Genomic DNA, 14,431 nt, shown 5'->3' with positions numbered 1-14,431 from the left:
TAAAGATGCTGAAAATCAAAAACTTGCAAGTTAAACTTGAAGAAGAGGACAAGCAGATCCTCAAAGGTGTGGACCTGGAAGTACCCGCCGGGAAAGTGCATGCGATCATGGGCCCGAACGGGTCGGGTAAATCGACCTTGTCATATGTACTGTCGGGGCGCGATGGTTACGAAGTGACCGGCGGCGAGGCGATGCTTGAGGATGAAGATCTCTTGGAGCTCGAACCTGAAGAACGCGCGGCCGCGGGGCTTTTCCTGGCGTTCCAATACCCGGTAGAGATCCCGGGAGTTGGCAATATGACCTTCCTGCGCACCGCAGTAAACGCACAGCGTAAGGCACGCGGAGAAGAGGAAATGTCGGCTGCGGAATTTCTGAAGTTCATCCGAGCCAAAGCCAAGGATCTGAAAATCGACGCCGATATGCTGAAACGTCCTGTGAACGTGGGCTTCTCGGGCGGCGAAAAAAAGCGTAACGAAATCCTTCAGATGGCGATGCTCGAGCCAAAAATGTGCATTCTCGACGAGACCGACTCGGGGCTCGATGTGGACGCGATGAAATTGGTGTCCGAAGGCGTAAACGCACTGCGTGACGAAGGACGTGCATTCCTTGTGATCACCCACTATCAGCGTCTGCTCGATCACATCAAACCGGATGTGGTGCATATCATGGCGCGTGGTCGCATCGTGAAATCAGGTGGACCAGAACTGGCGCTTGAAGTCGAAAACAACGGCTATGCCGATATCCTTGCGGAGCTGGACGCATGAGCGTGGCTGTAAAACAGGAAAGCGGCTTGATCTCGGTCGAAAATCGACCGGCATCCGGGGCGTGGGCCGCAAAAGCCCGTGAAGAGGCTGCCGCACGTCTTACGAAAATGGGTCTTCCCAAGCGTCGTGATGAATATTGGAAATGGACCCGTCCAGAGGCGTTGCTTGCAGATACAGCGGCCCATGCGGCTGTGTTCGACTATGAGGGCGAAGCTCCGGTTTTTGACGCAATTGACCGGTTGAAGATCGTATTCGTAGACGGTGTCTTTGACGCTGCCGCATCCGATGATCTTGCAGGCGAGAAGTTTGAGATCGAACGCCTGTCGGAGGCAGCTGCAAAAGACATTCACTGGGCCAGTCAGGTCTACGGCGTGCTTGAAGCAAGCGGTCATAACCCTGTTCCCCGTCCGCTCGCGGCCCACAATTCAGCAATGGCCAATGATGGTGTTGTGATCAGGGTAACCGGTCGCGTAGAGCGTCCCGTCAGCCTGATTTATCAACACAAATCAGATAGTTCGGATGCGGTTCTACACAATGTCATCAAGCTTGAAGAAGGGTCAAAACTGACGCTTCTGGAAAACGGCACCGCCGCATCGCGTTTGTCGATGGTGACTGAAGTGGACGTGGCCAGCAAAGCCGAATTCCATCATGTGCGCGCGCAAGGGCGTGACCATGAGCGCCAATTGGCGACCCATATGTATGCGCGTCTTCAGACCGAAAGCATGTTCAAAAGCTTTACCATGTCGGTCAACGGAAAGCTCACCCGCAACGAATGCGTGATCGAAATTCTCGGCGACGACGCAATCGCCCATATTGCAGGTGCCGCGCTCGGCGATGGCAATGACGGTGTTTTCCATCACGACGACACGGTGTTCATCACCCATGACGCTGTGAATTGCGAAAGCCGTCAGGTGTTCAAGAAGGTGCTGAAAAACGGTGCCACCGGGGTATTCCAAGGCAAGATCCTGGTGAAACCCGATGCCCAAAAGACCGATGGCTATCAAAAATCGCAATCGCTTCTTCTGGATGATGACAGTCAGTTCCTTGCCAAACCCGAGCTTGAGATCTATGCCGATGATGTGGCCTGTTCCCACGGATCGACCTCAGGGGCGATCGATGAAGAGGCGATGTTTTATCTGCGTTCACGCGGAGTGCCCGAGAAGATCGCAACAGACCTGCTTGTCTTGGCTTTCCTTGCGGACGCGATTGATGAAATCGAAAATGAAGCGATTGTCGAAGATATCGTTTCAAAGCTGGAAGCTTGGCTGGAACGGCACCGTAGCTGATCTGGTGATCTGAGCAGGAAAGGGCCGGACGATGTCGGTCATGCAGGATGTGCTGAGAAGCTATCGCGCCCCGCGTGAGGTGTTCAAGCGCCGTTTGGGCACCGAAGTGCGGGAAGATCGGGCCATCGCGGTGCTGATGTCTGCCTGCGTTCTGGTGTTCATTTCGCAGATGCCCGTGCAGGCTCGGATCGCACATGAAACTGGTCAAGAGCTCAACATGCTCCTTGGATCAGTTCTTTTGGCTTGGGTATTTATCATGCCTTTGGTGCTTTACGCACTTGGGTCGGTCAGCCATTTCATAGCGCGTCTGCTTGGCGGGAGCGGTTCTTCCTTTTCCGCGAGGTTTGCCCTTTTCTGGTCATTGCTCTGCGCCACGCCTCTCTGGCTTCTTTGGGGTTTGGTGGCAGGTTTCATTGGCCAGGGGGTCCAGATGCAAATCACCGGAATGCTGGCACTGCTCGCGTTTGTGACCTTCTGGACCATTAATTTTCGCCAAGCTGAGTGGCCACGCGCATGAAGTTAGAACCCGGTTATCTCTTTGGCATGATTGTGCAAACAATCCCCGAACCGCGCAAGGTCGCTCGGGAATTGTTTGACCTTCCTGTAAGCCGAAATGCCCGTTGGCTGACCCTGTGGCTGTTGCTTGTTGCGGCGACAATTCTCGGTGTGATCACCCATGTAATCTATCCGGTCCGCGCCGAACAGTTTGGCCCGGTACTGGCCAGCCCGATCGCACTTGGCGTATTCGAAGCCCTGTTTGTGATAATCGGAATATTTCTGATCTATCTGTTGGGGCGGCTGGCAGGCGGGCAGGGCAGTATCGATGATGCCATTACCGTGGCAATCTGGCTTGAATTTGTCCTTCTGACACTTCAGGTGGCCTCCTTGGTCCTGTCGCTGTTTGCCCCGACTCTGGCCGGCATTCTCATGGTAATGAGCTCTGTGCTCTTCTTCTGGATTCTCAGCCATTTTATTGCTGAATGCCATGGGTTCAAATCTGCCGGTCTGGTCTTTGCCGCGATCACCACAACTTTGGTATTGGCAATACTGGCCTTGTCGTTCCTATTGGCCCTCATGGGCGTGCAGCCACCGCAGATCGGAGTATGATCATGTATGATATCAACAAGATCCGAAATGACTTTCCGATCCTCTCCCGCGAGGTGAATGGAAAACCTCTGACCTATCTGGACAATGGGGCATCGGCGCAAAAGCCTCAGGTCGTGATCGATGCCATCACGCGCGGCTATGCCGAGGAATATTCCAACGTTCACCGCGGCTTGCACTATTTGTCAAACCTGTCCACCGAACGTTACGAAGCCGTGCGTGCGATTGTGCAGAAGTTTTTGAATGCCAAACATGAAGATGAAATCATCTTCAATTCTGGAACTACCGAGGGGATCAACATGGTCTCTTATTCATGGGCTGCACCACGTATGCAGGCCGGCGATGAGATCATCCTTTCGACCATGGAGCATCACGCCAATATCGTGCCCTGGCATTTCCTGCGCGAGCGTCTTGGGGTGGTGTTGAAATGGGTGGATCCCGAACTCGACGGTTCCCTGGATCCGCAGAAAGTACTCGATACGATCACAGACAAAACCCGACTGATTGCCATCACCCAGTGTTCCAACGTTCTTGGCACCGTGGTGGATGTAAAGGCGATCTGCGAAGGCGCCCGCAATAAGGGCGTTCCTGTCCTTGTCGATGGATCGCAAGGCGCGGTGCATATGCCGGTGGACGTTCAGGACATTGGTTGTGATTTCTATGTGATCACCGGACACAAGCTCTATGGGCCATCAGCCTCAGGCGCGATCTACGTCCACCGCGAACGTGCTGCCGAAATGCAGCCTTTCATGGGCGGTGGCGATATGATCGACGAGGTGAGCAAGGAAACTGTGACATACGCCGGGATGCCTCTGAAGTTTGAGGCTGGCACGCCGGGGATTGTGCAGACCATCGGCCTGGGGGCAGCACTGGAATACCTGATGGAGCTGGGCATGGAGAATGTCGCCGCCCATGAGGCAGATCTGGCGGCGTACGCGCAGGAACGCCTGTCTGGGCTGAACTGGGTAAATGTGCAGGGCAGCGCGCCTGGCAAGGCTGCAATCTTCTCGCTGACCATGGACGGGGCTGCCCATGCCCATGACATGTCGACCATCCTCGACAAAAAAGGAATTGCCATCCGCGCAGGCCACCATTGCGCCAAGCCACTGATGGAACATCTGGGTGTGGCTGCCACAGCACGTGCGTCCTTTGGGCTTTATAATACGCGCGACGAGGTGGACACACTGATCGACGGGCTGGAGCTGTGCCACAAGCTGTTGGCGTAAGACGGCAAGCTGGGGGCGCCGCCCCCAGACCCCCGGGATACTTCTGGCCAGAAGAAGAAAAACGCTGTCAGCGAGAAAAGATACGCGGTCAGCTGTCTGGCTTGATCAGACCAAGGCCGCGAAGGTAGACGCCAATTCCGGATTCAAGCAGATCTTCCGGAGGAAAGGGGCTTTTCTGGCCCGGGCTGCCACGTCCGAACAATTCGACCACACCGTGGCTCATTGCCCAGATATGCGCGCTGACCATTTTCGCGGGAGGGCGCTTTTCCGGTGGGATATTTTCCGCCAAAGTACTAGCGGCCTGCTCCAACACCCCCATGGCGCGATTGGCCACCATTGCAAGTTCGGGTGAACGGTTCACAGAAACACCGCTTTCAAACATCGAGATATAGTGGCCGGGGTATTTTCGGGCGAAGGCCAGATAAGCCCGGCCTGTGGCCTCAAAACTGGCCAAGGCGGACGGCTGCCCTTTGGCGTAGGCAAATTCCATCAGATCCGCAAAGATTTCATAGCCCTGACGGGCGGCCTCGGCGATCAGATCCTCACGCCCTTTGAAATGTCGATAGACGGCGGCCGGGGTGACACCTGCCTGCTTCGCCGCCTCGGACAGTGTAAAGCCGGTTGGACCTTTCTCTTCGATCAGAGACAGCGCAGCTTCGACCAAAGCTTGACGTAAATTGCCGTGATGATAGCCGCGTTTAGGCATTGTTGCTCCCGGTCCAGATCTCGGGACCTCCGCAGATCTTGGCATCGGGTGCGCAAGCGACATTTTTATCTTTTCCGGCATATTCAATGCCTTGCAACACCGATCTCAAGGCAGACAATCGTGCACGCCGTTTGTCGTCAGACCGGATAACGGTCCAGGGTGTCAAATCACGATGGGTTTTTTTGAAGGTTTCGTCGATCGCTGAGGTATAGGCGTCCCAACGATTAAGACCTTCTACGTCAATCCAACTCAGCTTCCATTGCTTCAACGGATCTTTTTCACGGGCCAGGAAACGGCGCAGCTGCTCGGCGCGCCCAACATTGAGCCAGAGTTTCACAAAGTGAATACCTTCGTCGGCAATCATGTCTTCAAATTCAGGCAGTTGACGGAAAAACGCATCGCGTTGGGGATCGGTGCAAAAGTCGAATACTTTTTCGACGACTCCACGGTTATACCAACTGCGGTCAAACAAAGTGATTTCACCTGCTGTTGGTAAATGTTTGATATAGCGCTGGAAATACCATTCACCCTGTTCCCGTTCACTGGGTTTGGACAACGCCACGGTTTTGGCCACACGGGGGTTCAGGTTTTCGCGAAACCGTTTGATTGTACCGCCTTTGCCCGCTGCGTCGCGACCTTCGAAGACCACCACAACGCGTTTCCCGGTTTCTTTGACATCTGCCTGAAGCTTGACGAGCTCCATTTGCAGCGCCTCAAGTTCCGCTTCGTATTCCTTGCGGTCCATCCGCGCTTCGTATGGATAATCGGTTTCAAGAATGTCTTTCTTCCCGTTCCCATTGATTGCCGTCCGTACATCCTCAGGAGTGGCCTCGGCAAAAAACTTGGAAATGGCACCATCAAAGGGCAAAGCGCTTGGCGATGGGGACATAAGGCAACCTCCTGATTTCACGCCATTATGGGGGCAGGGCGCCCCCATGTAAATGCGATTAACAGTTGGTTTATGCGCGGCGGTCCTTCACGGCTTGCCCAATCTCGGACATGTCGAACGGGGTAGTCAGATACATTTCCGAGATCCAGTTTGCGTAGAGAAGGTGGGCGTGACTGCGCCACCTGTTTTCAGGCATCCGCGTGGGATCATCATCTGGATAGTAATTCATCGGAACATTGATCGGTGCGCCTTTGGCGATATCTCGGTCGTATTCTCCCTTGAGGGTCAGATCATCATATTCGAAGTGGTTAAAGATATAGAGCGCCCGGTGCTCCTTATCCTCGATCAGACAGGGACCGGTCTCATCTGAACCAAGCAGGGTTTTCAATCCGCTGGCCGAATCTACCTCATCCTGTTTCATCTCTGTCCAACGGCTAACAGGAACTACGCAACTGTCTGAAAAGCCGCGCAGATACGGTGACGCCGGCGCCAAATTCTTTTGCGGGAAACAGCCAAAAGCCTTGGCGTCGAGAATGTGTTTCTTAACGCCATGGAAATGATAAATCATCGCCATGCCCCCCCAGCACACACCAAAGGTCGAATGCACATTGGTTTGGGTCCAATCGAAGATCTGACTGATCTCGTTCCAATAGGTCACATCCTCAAAGGGCAGGTGTTCAATCGGTGCCCCGGTGATGATCAACCCGTCAAATTTCTGGTCCCGAACTTCTTCCCAAGGCTGATAAAACGCGCCGATGTGGGCCTCGGATGTGTTTTTCGAAATATGTTCGGACGGGCGCAGCAGCGTGAGTTCGATCTGCAGGGGATGCGCGCCAATCAATCGGGCGAACTGAGTTTCCGTCTCGATTTTCTTCGGCATCAAATTGAGCAGTGCAATCCGCATCGGCCTGATATCCTGTTTGGCCGCCTGATCGTCGGACATGACCATCACACCCTCATCGTTCAGCACGTCGAAGGCCGGAAGGGTGGCAGGGATCTTGATGGGCATGTCTTGCTCCTGGTTTCTATATCAAGGCATTAAGATGGGAAAGTTCGCGTTAGGGTCAAGAGGCAACCCTGGCGCCAGCTTTGTTGTTTATGCCGCGTCGATCGCGGCGCCGATCATTCGATCAAAATCCTCGGGGGATTTGATCTGTGATACCTCATCAGCACAAAGTGTAACGCCAAATCGCGCCATCTTTTCATATAGCGGCTGACGGTGGGCCAACGCTTGGGCATAGGTCCAACGGATGAAGTCATCTGGATCAACATCACCCTCTTTCTTATTGAATTCAGACAAATAATCTGCCCATGCCTGCGCCAGAAATTCCGGTTGGTAAGCCATCGGTTTCGGAGCGCGATCAAACCGGCGGACCAGCTTTTGTGTATGACGTTCATCCCCACGCAGCCAAACCAGCAGGGAATCGTGGTGCAGAGCACCCAAAATAGGATCTTCCAGACCAAGCGCGGGGTTAATCCATTCGCAAATCGACCCTCCGGTGTCACATATGAAATGCGGATAGCCATAGATCCGTTTGGCTCGGTCGATGAAACGTTCGGTATCCAGAAGGGCTGATATCTCGGACTGCTTAAATTGTTCCTGGCGACGACAATACTCACCGTAGGGAAGGCCGCCCATCGCGTGGTTTCCCGGTTTTCCAAGATAGGTTGCTACCGGGCTGAGATTATCGAATGTGATCTTTGATGAGATCCGAATGCTGTCAGACAACAGGAGCTCTCGCAGGAAAGGCACTTTCATGGCCTCTGCCTTGAAGTTGTCCGTGATGAACTCGCCCATATAACGCGTGCCGATCCGGTAATCGATCGAATAGTGAAACCAATCACCTTGATCACGCAACATATTGGACAGATAGGTTTTTCCAAGCCCGGACATGCCAAAAAACAGCACCCGTTTATTCGGGGCGGAATGCCAATCCTGTGCCGTCTTGTAGAGCATGCCTGTCATCCTTACCTTTTTGACTTTCGTAAGGGGGATATCTGCTTGGGTCAAATCATCTGTTGATGTTCTGCTTCAATAGCGTCGTATCTAAACCACAAAAAAAAGCCCCGCAAAAGAGCGGGGCTTTCCAGACATTGGTCAGACGAGATCAGAACATAAAGTCAATTGACATCCCGCCAGCAAGTGCGTCGCCTTCAAACGGAACACCATTCACAGTTTTCTGGTCGAAATTGATGTATTTCAGCCCAGCAGAAATTTTGTAGGCATCCTGAGTATAGCTTGCACCAAGTCCGAACGACGTGCTGGTGCCTGTAGGAGCAAGGAAAGTCGTACCGGTATCAGAACCTTTTTCATACCCGATGGTCGCAGCGACCGACCAGTTGTCGTTCAACTTACGTCCAAGACCCAGTTCGAACGTGGTGGAATCTTCTGTGAACTCCACCCAATCAGTGTCGGCACCACCTTTGGTCGAGGTCAAAGTGGTACCTTCCCACTTCACGTGGCGAATTTTACCGAACAAAAGCGTATTTGCTGCAATGCCGGTTTGGAAGTCCAGATTGATGCTTTCGGGAATGCGAACGCTGCCCGTAGCCGGATCTGCGGCGGTCAGCCCATAAGGTTGATTGGAGTGGGTGCCGGTAAGATCATGCGTGATCGCCGAATTGTAGGTCAGAGCAACGCGAAGAGCGATATCTGGAATTTCATAGGCAGCACCACCGGTGTAACCGACATCCCACTTGCTGCTCGCATCGAGAAGACCGGCTCCAGCCAGAATTTGGCCGTCAACCTTCTGCATACGGGCGCCACCGTGCAGGCTGAACCCATTTCCAAACTCATAACGGCCGAGTGCGGTAACAGCTTTGCTGCCAACCAGCGCGCGCCCATTGATATCCAGTCCCGGAAGAGGTGCTCCCAAAGCGGCAAGCGGCCCATCAACATACCGAATGTCTGCACCATATGGTTCGTCCACGATCAAGGCAAAGCCCAGCTTTTCAGTGAACTGCTTCTTAACCGCAAATGAAAGCGAATTGAAGCTAATGGCAGATTGGGTAGCAAACGCCCCACCTGCACCTGGCACATCAGGATTTACCGAAGCAAATCCCATTTTCACGTGATTCCCGTCTTCAAACAGGATCGAGATGTCCTGACCCGAGCGATCGATACCACCGGCCATCGCAGTTGTTGCAGTCAATGCAACTGTTGCGGCCGTAAGCGAAATTCCCTTCATATTTCCTCCCTGAGAACTGCTACTACTTTCTCACGGCTGGAATTACCCATAAGCGAGAAAAAGCCCATCTTTGATTTTGTCATTGCAAAACCCTAGGAGGGTGACAAGTACAAGGTCAATTATTACCTCGGGTAAGTTGCAACACTGCACCCATTTTAGCTGTTTTACTTGCAAAATCGCCCCGATTTACGAAGCGTAAAGCAGTCTAATTTCCCCTCAAATTGAGGATATTTCCAGCGAAAATTAACGCTGCACCAAAGATCAATCCTGCAGTAATTGGTTCATTGTAAAACACAGCTCCAATGAGTGCGATCAGCGGCAATCTGGTGAAATCGATAGGGATCACCTTGCTTGCGGGCGCAAGTGACAAGGCATTGGTCAGGCAAAGATGGGCGAGCAAACCTGTACAACCGATCAACACAAACCAAGGAATATTGGCGATCTCGGGCAGCGAAATATCAAAATCCCATCCTGCGCTGATCAACCCAAATAAAAGTTGCATGCCGGTCAGCCAAAACAGGATAGTAAGCGTCGTAGTGTCCTGCGTCAGTTTACGTGTCATGATCGCGGTCAGTGCAAATGCGATTGCTGCCGTCGCACCAGCAATCATCCCTGCCGACACTCCCCCTGTTTCCGGTCGCGCTATCAACAGTATTCCAAGAAACCCAATTGAGGCCGCAATCAATCTTTGCCGCGATATTTTTTCTCCGAGCAGAAACGGCGCGAGAACGATCACCCAGAGAGGTGAGGTGAATTCTAGCGCGAACACTTGGGCCATCGGGATCACCGCCAGCGCGTAGAACCATAGGTTTTGCCCCGTGAAATGGGCAAGGTTTCGCAGGGCGTGATATCCGAGGCGGTGCAGGCCAATATCACGCAAGTGCCCCGTAGACAGGGCATAGAAAAATACAATGCCGAAACCGACAATCGATCGAAACAGCATGGTTTCGAACGTATCATGTTCTGAACTAACGGCGCGTCCCGCTATCGCCATTGCTGTGAAAGACAGGATCGAACCGCTCATCCAGATTGCGGCCCGGGTGGTTGACGTCATTTTGCGATCTCGGACACCTGATAGTGCCGCTGAATGCCCTTGGTGACGTCTGCCCAAGGTGATGATTTCATGCGCGATTGATGGGCATCAAAATCTGCGCGATTGGCAAATCGTTCTGAAACATTGAACCGGCCAGGAACATCTGGATCAGGGAGCACCTCAAAAGACAGGCAGCCGGGTTCGGCGAGGGTCAGGGAAATATGGGCAGGGAGCGCTGCTGAAACGGCGGTCAACCGGTCCTCAGGCACATCAATATAGCCCGTCAGTACGATTTCTAAATATTGTGTCATGACACAGGGCTAACAATTGCCAGATCAAAAATCGAGCGACAATTTTAAACGCCGCCCGTTACGTAGGGCGGCGCAATCTGGTGTGAATGAGGGTGAATTCAGATCATTCCCACTCAATGGTTCCCGGAGGTTTCGAGGTAATGTCGTAAGTGCAGCGGTTGATGCCCTTTACCTCGTTGATGATCCGCGTGGCCGTTTCGCCAAGGAACTCATGAGTGAACGGGTAGTAATCTGCGGTCATACCATCCACAGACGTTACCGCGCGCATGGCACAGGCATAATCGTAGGTACGACCATCGCCCATTACGCCCACAGTGCGAACTGGAAGGATTGCCACAAAGGCCTGCCAGATTTCGTCATAAAGGCCGTGTTTGCGGATCTGGTCGATATAGACCGCATCAGCTTCACGAAGGATCTCAAGCTTCTCGCGGGTGATCTCACCCGGACAGCGAATGGCAAGACCCGGCCCCGGGAAGGGATGACGCCCAATGAAGCTTTGCGGCAGACCAAGTTCGCGACCCAAGGCGCGGACTTCGTCTTTGAACAGCTCACGCAGCGGTTCAACCAGTTTCAGCCCCATCTTTTCTGGCAAACCGCCCACATTATGGTGAGATTTGATGGTTACCGAAGGGCCACCCGAGAAAGAGACCGATTCGATCACATCCGGGTAAAGCGTTCCTTGCGCGAGGAATTCGGCACCGTCAATTGTGTCGGCATGTTTCTGGAACACGTCGATGAACAGCTTTCCGATAATCTTACGCTTGGTTTCCGGATCCGACTGCCCATCCAACTCGCCCAGGAACAAATCCGATTCATCGGCGTGGATCAGCTGAATGTTGTAATTGTCGCGGAACATGCCGATGACTTCTTCGGCCTCGTTCTTGCGCAGAAGACCGTGGTCGACAAACACGCAGGTCAGCTGATCCCCAATTGCTTCGTGGATCAGAATTGCCGCAACGGATGAATCAACACCACCAGACAGGCCACAAATGACATTCTTGTCGCCCACCTGTTCGCGGATCTTGCGGATCATTTCCTCGCGATAGGCGCCCATGGTCCAGTCGCCTTTGAAACCTGCGAGCTTTACAAATTGCTCATAAAGCTTTGCACCGTTCGGCGTGTGGTGCACTTCGGGGTGGAACTGCACCGCATAGAAATGGTGGTCCTTGTCAGCGGTGATCGCGAAAGGCGCGTTGGGGGATGTACCAAAGACTTCAAAACCAGGAGCGATTTCCGATACGTGGTCGCCGTGGCTCATCCAAACTTGTTCATCCCCATCCTGATACCAGCCCTCAAGCAGGTCCAGTTTCTGAGTTTCTGTCACATAAGCACGGCCAAATTCTGCGGTGCCATGACCGCTCTCCACCTTACCGCCAAGCTGGTGCATCATTACCTGCTGACCATAGCAGATGCCCAGGATTGGAACGCCATAATCAAATATCTCTTGCGGCGCACGCGGCGACCCTTCTCGGGTCACACTATCGGGCCCGCCCGAGAAGATCACGGCCTTGGGCGCCATCTCGCGCACAAACTCCATCGTGACTTTCTGATAGGGGTGAATTTCGCAATAGACATTCAGCTCGCGCAGGCGGCGCGCAATAAGCTGCGTAACCTGGCTGCCGAAGTCGATAATAAGAAGGCGGTCGTGGCTCTGATCTGTCATGCAATGCCATTAGGACAGAGGGCGGTTTTTCGCAAGTCCCTCGCGTGAACCTGTGCAAAATTCATTCATATTCAGACCAGAATTTTCATGACTCCAATCCGACAGCATGTCGTTTTTGCCCCCTACGCGCCGTTTCGGTCGGGATTTGACCAGTTTGCCGGTGTAAACCCGATTAAAACAGGATTGACCGACATATCGGAGGAAATGACATGACCGAGGCTCGCGCACGCAGACGGGGTCGTGGTGGCGGGGGTGCTGCCCGCCGCGCAGAACGCAACGCAGTGTCGTTTGAAACGGCGAAGTACATCGAACGCAACATTCCGAATCTCGAGATTTTGAATGATGAAGCGATCGAAATCATTGAATATAACGCTGAGACCGTTCTGGAAGAAATCGGCGTAAACTTTGTTGAGAACCCAGCGGCACTGGCGCGCTGGAAAGAAGCTGGTGCTGATGTCGACGGAGAGCGCGTGCGCATTCCGCGAGGTCTGGCCCGCGAGTTGTGCAAAACCGCGCCAAGCCAGTTCACTCAACACGCCCGCAACCCGGAACGCAGCGTTGTCATCGGTGGCAACAATCTGGTTCTGGCCCCGGTCTATGGTCCTCCTTTTGTGCGCGACATTGATGGTGGTCGCCGTTACGCCACCATGGCAGATTTCGAGAAGTTCGTGAAACTCGGCTATATGTCGAAATGGCTACACCATTCAGGTGGTACCGTCTGTGAGCCGACCGATGTGCCGGTGAACAAGCGTCACCTCGACATGCTGATGGCGCATATGGAATTGTCCGACAAACCGTTCATGGGATCCGTGACCGCACCAGAACGGGCGCAGGACACCGTGGATATGTGTGGCATTCTGTTCGGAAAAGACTTCGTTCAGCAAAACACCGTGACCACCTCTCTGATCAACATCAACTCGCCCATGCAGTTTGATGATGTGATGATGGGCGCGCTGGAAGTCTTTGCAGAGAACAACCAGGCTGCGATCATTTCGCCCTTCATCGTCGGCGGCGCCATGGCGCCTGTTTCGGTGACCGGTACGCTGACGCAGGTTCTGGCCGAAGTGATGGCCGGTGTGGCCTATTCACAGCTGATCCGGAAAGGGGCTCCGGTGATTGCCGGGACTTTTGTGTCGTCGATCGACATGAATTCGGGTGCACCAACATTCGGAACGCCGGAAGCCGCTAAAATTACTTATGGCTGTGGTCAGCTGTTCCGCCGCCTGGGTCTGCCCTATCGTTCGGCAGGCTCGTTCAACGGATCGAAACTGCCTGACGCACAGGCTGCTTATGAAACCGCTAACTCTTTGAATGCAGGCCTTCTTGCGGGTGTGAACTTCATGCTGCATTCCTGTGGCTGGCTGGAAGGCGGTCTGGTGTCGAGCTTTGAGAAGTTCGTAATGGACGCAGATCAGCTTGGTGTGCTGCACGGGATCGCCTCTGGTGTCGCGCATGATAAAAATGCACAGGCCATGGATGCAATCCGTGAAGTTGGCCCTGGCGGTCACTATCTGGGCTGCGCACACACTCAGGCGAATTTCCAATCGGCATTCTGGCGTTCAGACGTACTGGACTACAAGCCGTTTGAAACCTGGGAAGAGGAAGGTGGCAAAGACACCTATCAACTGGCTGCCGAAAAAGTGCAGAAAATGCTGTCGGACTATCAAAAACCATCCATGGATGCCGGCATTCACGAAGCTCTGACTTCGTATGTTGCTGAGAAAAAAGCATCCATGCCGGATGCGTTTTCGTAAGGTTCAAACCTGTTCCAAGTGATGAATAACTAGGTAAGGGGGCTTAACGGCCCCCTTTTTCTATTGTCTAGCTTCAGACCCGATTAATTGTTCGAGGTAAAAGCCGGGCTTCTGCCATAAGTGCGATAAGAACATCCACATGGCGCGCAACCGAATAGCCTGCATCCCCAGCCTGTCGATGTTCTTCTAGCCGAGCCTCTTGTTCAACCAAGCGATCAACGGCGCGTGCGGGGGCAGGAGTTGAAGACGATTTCATGAGCCTTTTCAGATCTCTGTCTCGATTATAGTCCACCAAACCAAAACGCGCAGCACGAATAAGAAGCCGCGGGCGATGTAGGTTTTTAAGCAGGTCAAGCGCATCGGTCATGTGATTTCCTTTCCTCGATTGGCGTCAAGAAAACACAACCTATAGGAGTGTTGCGCAACAAATTGCAGCGCGCGCTTGTTTTAACAATTGTTTCATATTTGGCAACAAAACTGGGTGACACACTGAACAATTAATATTTC

General features: G+C 53.3%; 16 protein-coding genes. 7 read left to right on the top strand and 9 right to left on the bottom strand.

Annotation, left to right across the window (positions count from 1 at the left end):
* The first annotated feature begins 5 nt into the window (after positions 1-5).
* Genes sufC through O2N63_RS12205 form a run of 5 tightly spaced genes read left to right on the top strand, consistent with a single transcriptional unit; the run spans position 6 to position 4,380 of the window.
* Positions 6-764 carry a Fe-S cluster assembly ATPase SufC gene (sufC, locus tag O2N63_RS12225; protein WP_271054560.1) on the top strand — a complete coding sequence of 253 codons (759 nt, stop codon included), beginning with the start codon at positions 6-8 and terminating at the stop codon, positions 762-764.
* A complete protein-coding gene (locus O2N63_RS12220; RefSeq protein WP_271054559.1) occupies positions 761-2,050 on the top strand; it encodes a SufB/SufD family protein in 1,290 nt (429 codons plus the stop codon). The genes sufC and O2N63_RS12220 overlap by 4 nt, the downstream gene beginning before the upstream one ends.
* Before the next feature lie 31 nt (positions 2,051-2,081).
* Positions 2,082-2,567 carry a YIP1 family protein gene (locus O2N63_RS12215; RefSeq protein ID WP_271054558.1) on the top strand — a complete coding sequence of 162 codons (486 nt, stop codon included), beginning with the start codon at positions 2,082-2,084 and terminating at the stop codon, positions 2,565-2,567.
* The gene (locus tag O2N63_RS12210) at positions 2,564-3,157 is read left to right on the top strand and encodes a Yip1 family protein (RefSeq protein WP_271054557.1); all 594 of its coding nucleotides are present in this window, start codon (positions 2,564-2,566) and stop codon (positions 3,155-3,157) included. Before O2N63_RS12215 ends, O2N63_RS12210 begins: the two co-directional genes overlap by 4 nt.
* Before the next feature lie 2 nt (positions 3,158-3,159).
* Complete coding sequence (locus O2N63_RS12205) at positions 3,160-4,380, top strand: cysteine desulfurase (protein ID WP_271054556.1); 1,221 nt, start codon at positions 3,160-3,162, stop codon at positions 4,378-4,380.
* An 88-nt stretch (positions 4,381-4,468) separates the two neighbouring features.
* Here O2N63_RS12205 and O2N63_RS12200 read toward each other — a convergent pair whose 3' ends face one another.
* From O2N63_RS12200 to guaA, 8 genes are all read right to left on the bottom strand, one after another.
* The gene (locus O2N63_RS12200) at positions 4,469-5,086 is read right to left on the bottom strand and encodes a TetR/AcrR family transcriptional regulator (RefSeq protein ID WP_271054555.1); all 618 of its coding nucleotides are present in this window, start codon (positions 5,084-5,086) and stop codon (positions 4,469-4,471) included.
* A complete protein-coding gene (gene ppk2, locus O2N63_RS12195) occupies positions 5,079-5,975 on the bottom strand; it encodes a polyphosphate kinase 2 (protein ID WP_271054554.1) in 897 nt (298 codons plus the stop codon). The genes O2N63_RS12200 and ppk2 overlap by 8 nt, the downstream gene beginning before the upstream one ends.
* 70 nt (positions 5,976-6,045) lie before the next feature.
* Positions 6,046-6,984: a homoserine O-acetyltransferase MetA gene (metA, locus tag O2N63_RS12190; protein WP_271054553.1), complete on the bottom strand. Its 939-nt coding sequence runs from the start codon at positions 6,982-6,984 to the stop codon at positions 6,046-6,048.
* 87 nt (positions 6,985-7,071) lie between these two features.
* A complete protein-coding gene (locus O2N63_RS12185) occupies positions 7,072-7,932 on the bottom strand; it encodes an ATPase (RefSeq protein ID WP_271054552.1) in 861 nt (286 codons plus the stop codon).
* 151 nt (positions 7,933-8,083) lie between these two features.
* Complete coding sequence (locus O2N63_RS12180) at positions 8,084-9,163, bottom strand: outer membrane protein transport protein (protein WP_271054551.1); 1,080 nt, start codon at positions 9,161-9,163, stop codon at positions 8,084-8,086.
* Positions 9,164-9,368: 205 nt separating this feature from the next.
* Complete coding sequence (locus O2N63_RS12175) at positions 9,369-10,187, bottom strand: DMT family transporter (protein WP_408629816.1); 819 nt, start codon at positions 10,185-10,187, stop codon at positions 9,369-9,371.
* A 26-nt stretch (positions 10,188-10,213) separates the two neighbouring features.
* Positions 10,214-10,507 carry a putative quinol monooxygenase gene (locus tag O2N63_RS12170; RefSeq protein WP_271054549.1) on the bottom strand — a complete coding sequence of 98 codons (294 nt, stop codon included), beginning with the start codon at positions 10,505-10,507 and terminating at the stop codon, positions 10,214-10,216.
* A 103-nt stretch (positions 10,508-10,610) separates the two neighbouring features.
* Positions 10,611-12,170, bottom strand: coding sequence for a glutamine-hydrolyzing GMP synthase (gene guaA / locus O2N63_RS12165; protein WP_271054548.1), 1,560 nt, complete (start codon positions 12,168-12,170; stop codon positions 10,611-10,613).
* Between the two features lie 87 nt (positions 12,171-12,257).
* Between guaA and O2N63_RS12160 the strand changes: the two genes are divergently transcribed.
* Positions 12,258-12,383, top strand: coding sequence for a hypothetical protein (locus tag O2N63_RS12160; RefSeq protein WP_271054547.1), 126 nt, complete (start codon positions 12,258-12,260; stop codon positions 12,381-12,383).
* Positions 12,380-13,924: a trimethylamine methyltransferase family protein gene (locus O2N63_RS12155; RefSeq protein WP_271054546.1), complete on the top strand. Its 1,545-nt coding sequence runs from the start codon at positions 12,380-12,382 to the stop codon at positions 13,922-13,924. Before O2N63_RS12160 ends, O2N63_RS12155 begins: the two co-directional genes overlap by 4 nt.
* A gap of 73 nt (positions 13,925-13,997) precedes the next feature.
* On the opposite strand, the gene O2N63_RS12150 is transcribed toward O2N63_RS12155, so the two are convergent.
* The gene (locus tag O2N63_RS12150) at positions 13,998-14,291 is read right to left on the bottom strand and encodes a DUF6477 family protein (RefSeq protein WP_271054545.1); all 294 of its coding nucleotides are present in this window, start codon (positions 14,289-14,291) and stop codon (positions 13,998-14,000) included.
* Positions 14,292-14,431 lie beyond the last annotated feature (140 nt).

Origin of the sequence: Aliiroseovarius salicola, assembly GCF_027891095.1 — a bacterium.
Lineage (GTDB): Bacteria > Pseudomonadota > Alphaproteobacteria > Rhodobacterales > Rhodobacteraceae > Aliiroseovarius > Aliiroseovarius salicola.
Note: the sequence above shows the minus strand (reverse complement) of the source record. Positions and strands in the feature narration are given on the sequence as shown.

Coding starts and splice junctions, on each gene's coding strand:
- O2N63_RS12160 (WP_271054547.1), top strand. CDS start 12,258: ATGACTCCAATCCGACAGCATGTCGTTTTTGCCCCCTACGCGCCGTTT.
- metA (WP_271054553.1), bottom strand. CDS start 6,984: ATGCCCATCAAGATCCCTGCCACCCTTCCGGCCTTCGACGTGCTGAAC.
- O2N63_RS12205 (WP_271054556.1), top strand. CDS start 3,160: ATGTATGATATCAACAAGATCCGAAATGACTTTCCGATCCTCTCCCGC.
- O2N63_RS12180 (WP_271054551.1), bottom strand. CDS start 9,163: ATGAAGGGAATTTCGCTTACGGCCGCAACAGTTGCATTGACTGCAACA.
- O2N63_RS12175 (WP_408629816.1), bottom strand. CDS start 10,187: ATGAGCGGTTCGATCCTGTCTTTCACAGCAATGGCGATAGCGGGACGC.
- O2N63_RS12200 (WP_271054555.1), bottom strand. CDS start 5,086: ATGCCTAAACGCGGCTATCATCACGGCAATTTACGTCAAGCTTTGGTC.
- guaA (WP_271054548.1), bottom strand. CDS start 12,170: ATGACAGATCAGAGCCACGACCGCCTTCTTATTATCGACTTCGGCAGC.
- O2N63_RS12185 (WP_271054552.1), bottom strand. CDS start 7,932: ATGCTCTACAAGACGGCACAGGATTGGCATTCCGCCCCGAATAAACGG.
- ppk2 (WP_271054554.1), bottom strand. CDS start 5,975: ATGTCCCCATCGCCAAGCGCTTTGCCCTTTGATGGTGCCATTTCCAAG.
- O2N63_RS12170 (WP_271054549.1), bottom strand. CDS start 10,507: ATGACACAATATTTAGAAATCGTACTGACGGGCTATATTGATGTGCCT.
- O2N63_RS12210 (WP_271054557.1), top strand. CDS start 2,564: ATGAAGTTAGAACCCGGTTATCTCTTTGGCATGATTGTGCAAACAATC.
- O2N63_RS12155 (WP_271054546.1), top strand. CDS start 12,380: ATGACCGAGGCTCGCGCACGCAGACGGGGTCGTGGTGGCGGGGGTGCT.
- O2N63_RS12150 (WP_271054545.1), bottom strand. CDS start 14,291: ATGACCGATGCGCTTGACCTGCTTAAAAACCTACATCGCCCGCGGCTT.
- sufC (WP_271054560.1), top strand. CDS start 6: ATGCTGAAAATCAAAAACTTGCAAGTTAAACTTGAAGAAGAGGACAAG.
- O2N63_RS12220 (WP_271054559.1), top strand. CDS start 761: ATGAGCGTGGCTGTAAAACAGGAAAGCGGCTTGATCTCGGTCGAAAAT.
- O2N63_RS12215 (WP_271054558.1), top strand. CDS start 2,082: ATGTCGGTCATGCAGGATGTGCTGAGAAGCTATCGCGCCCCGCGTGAG.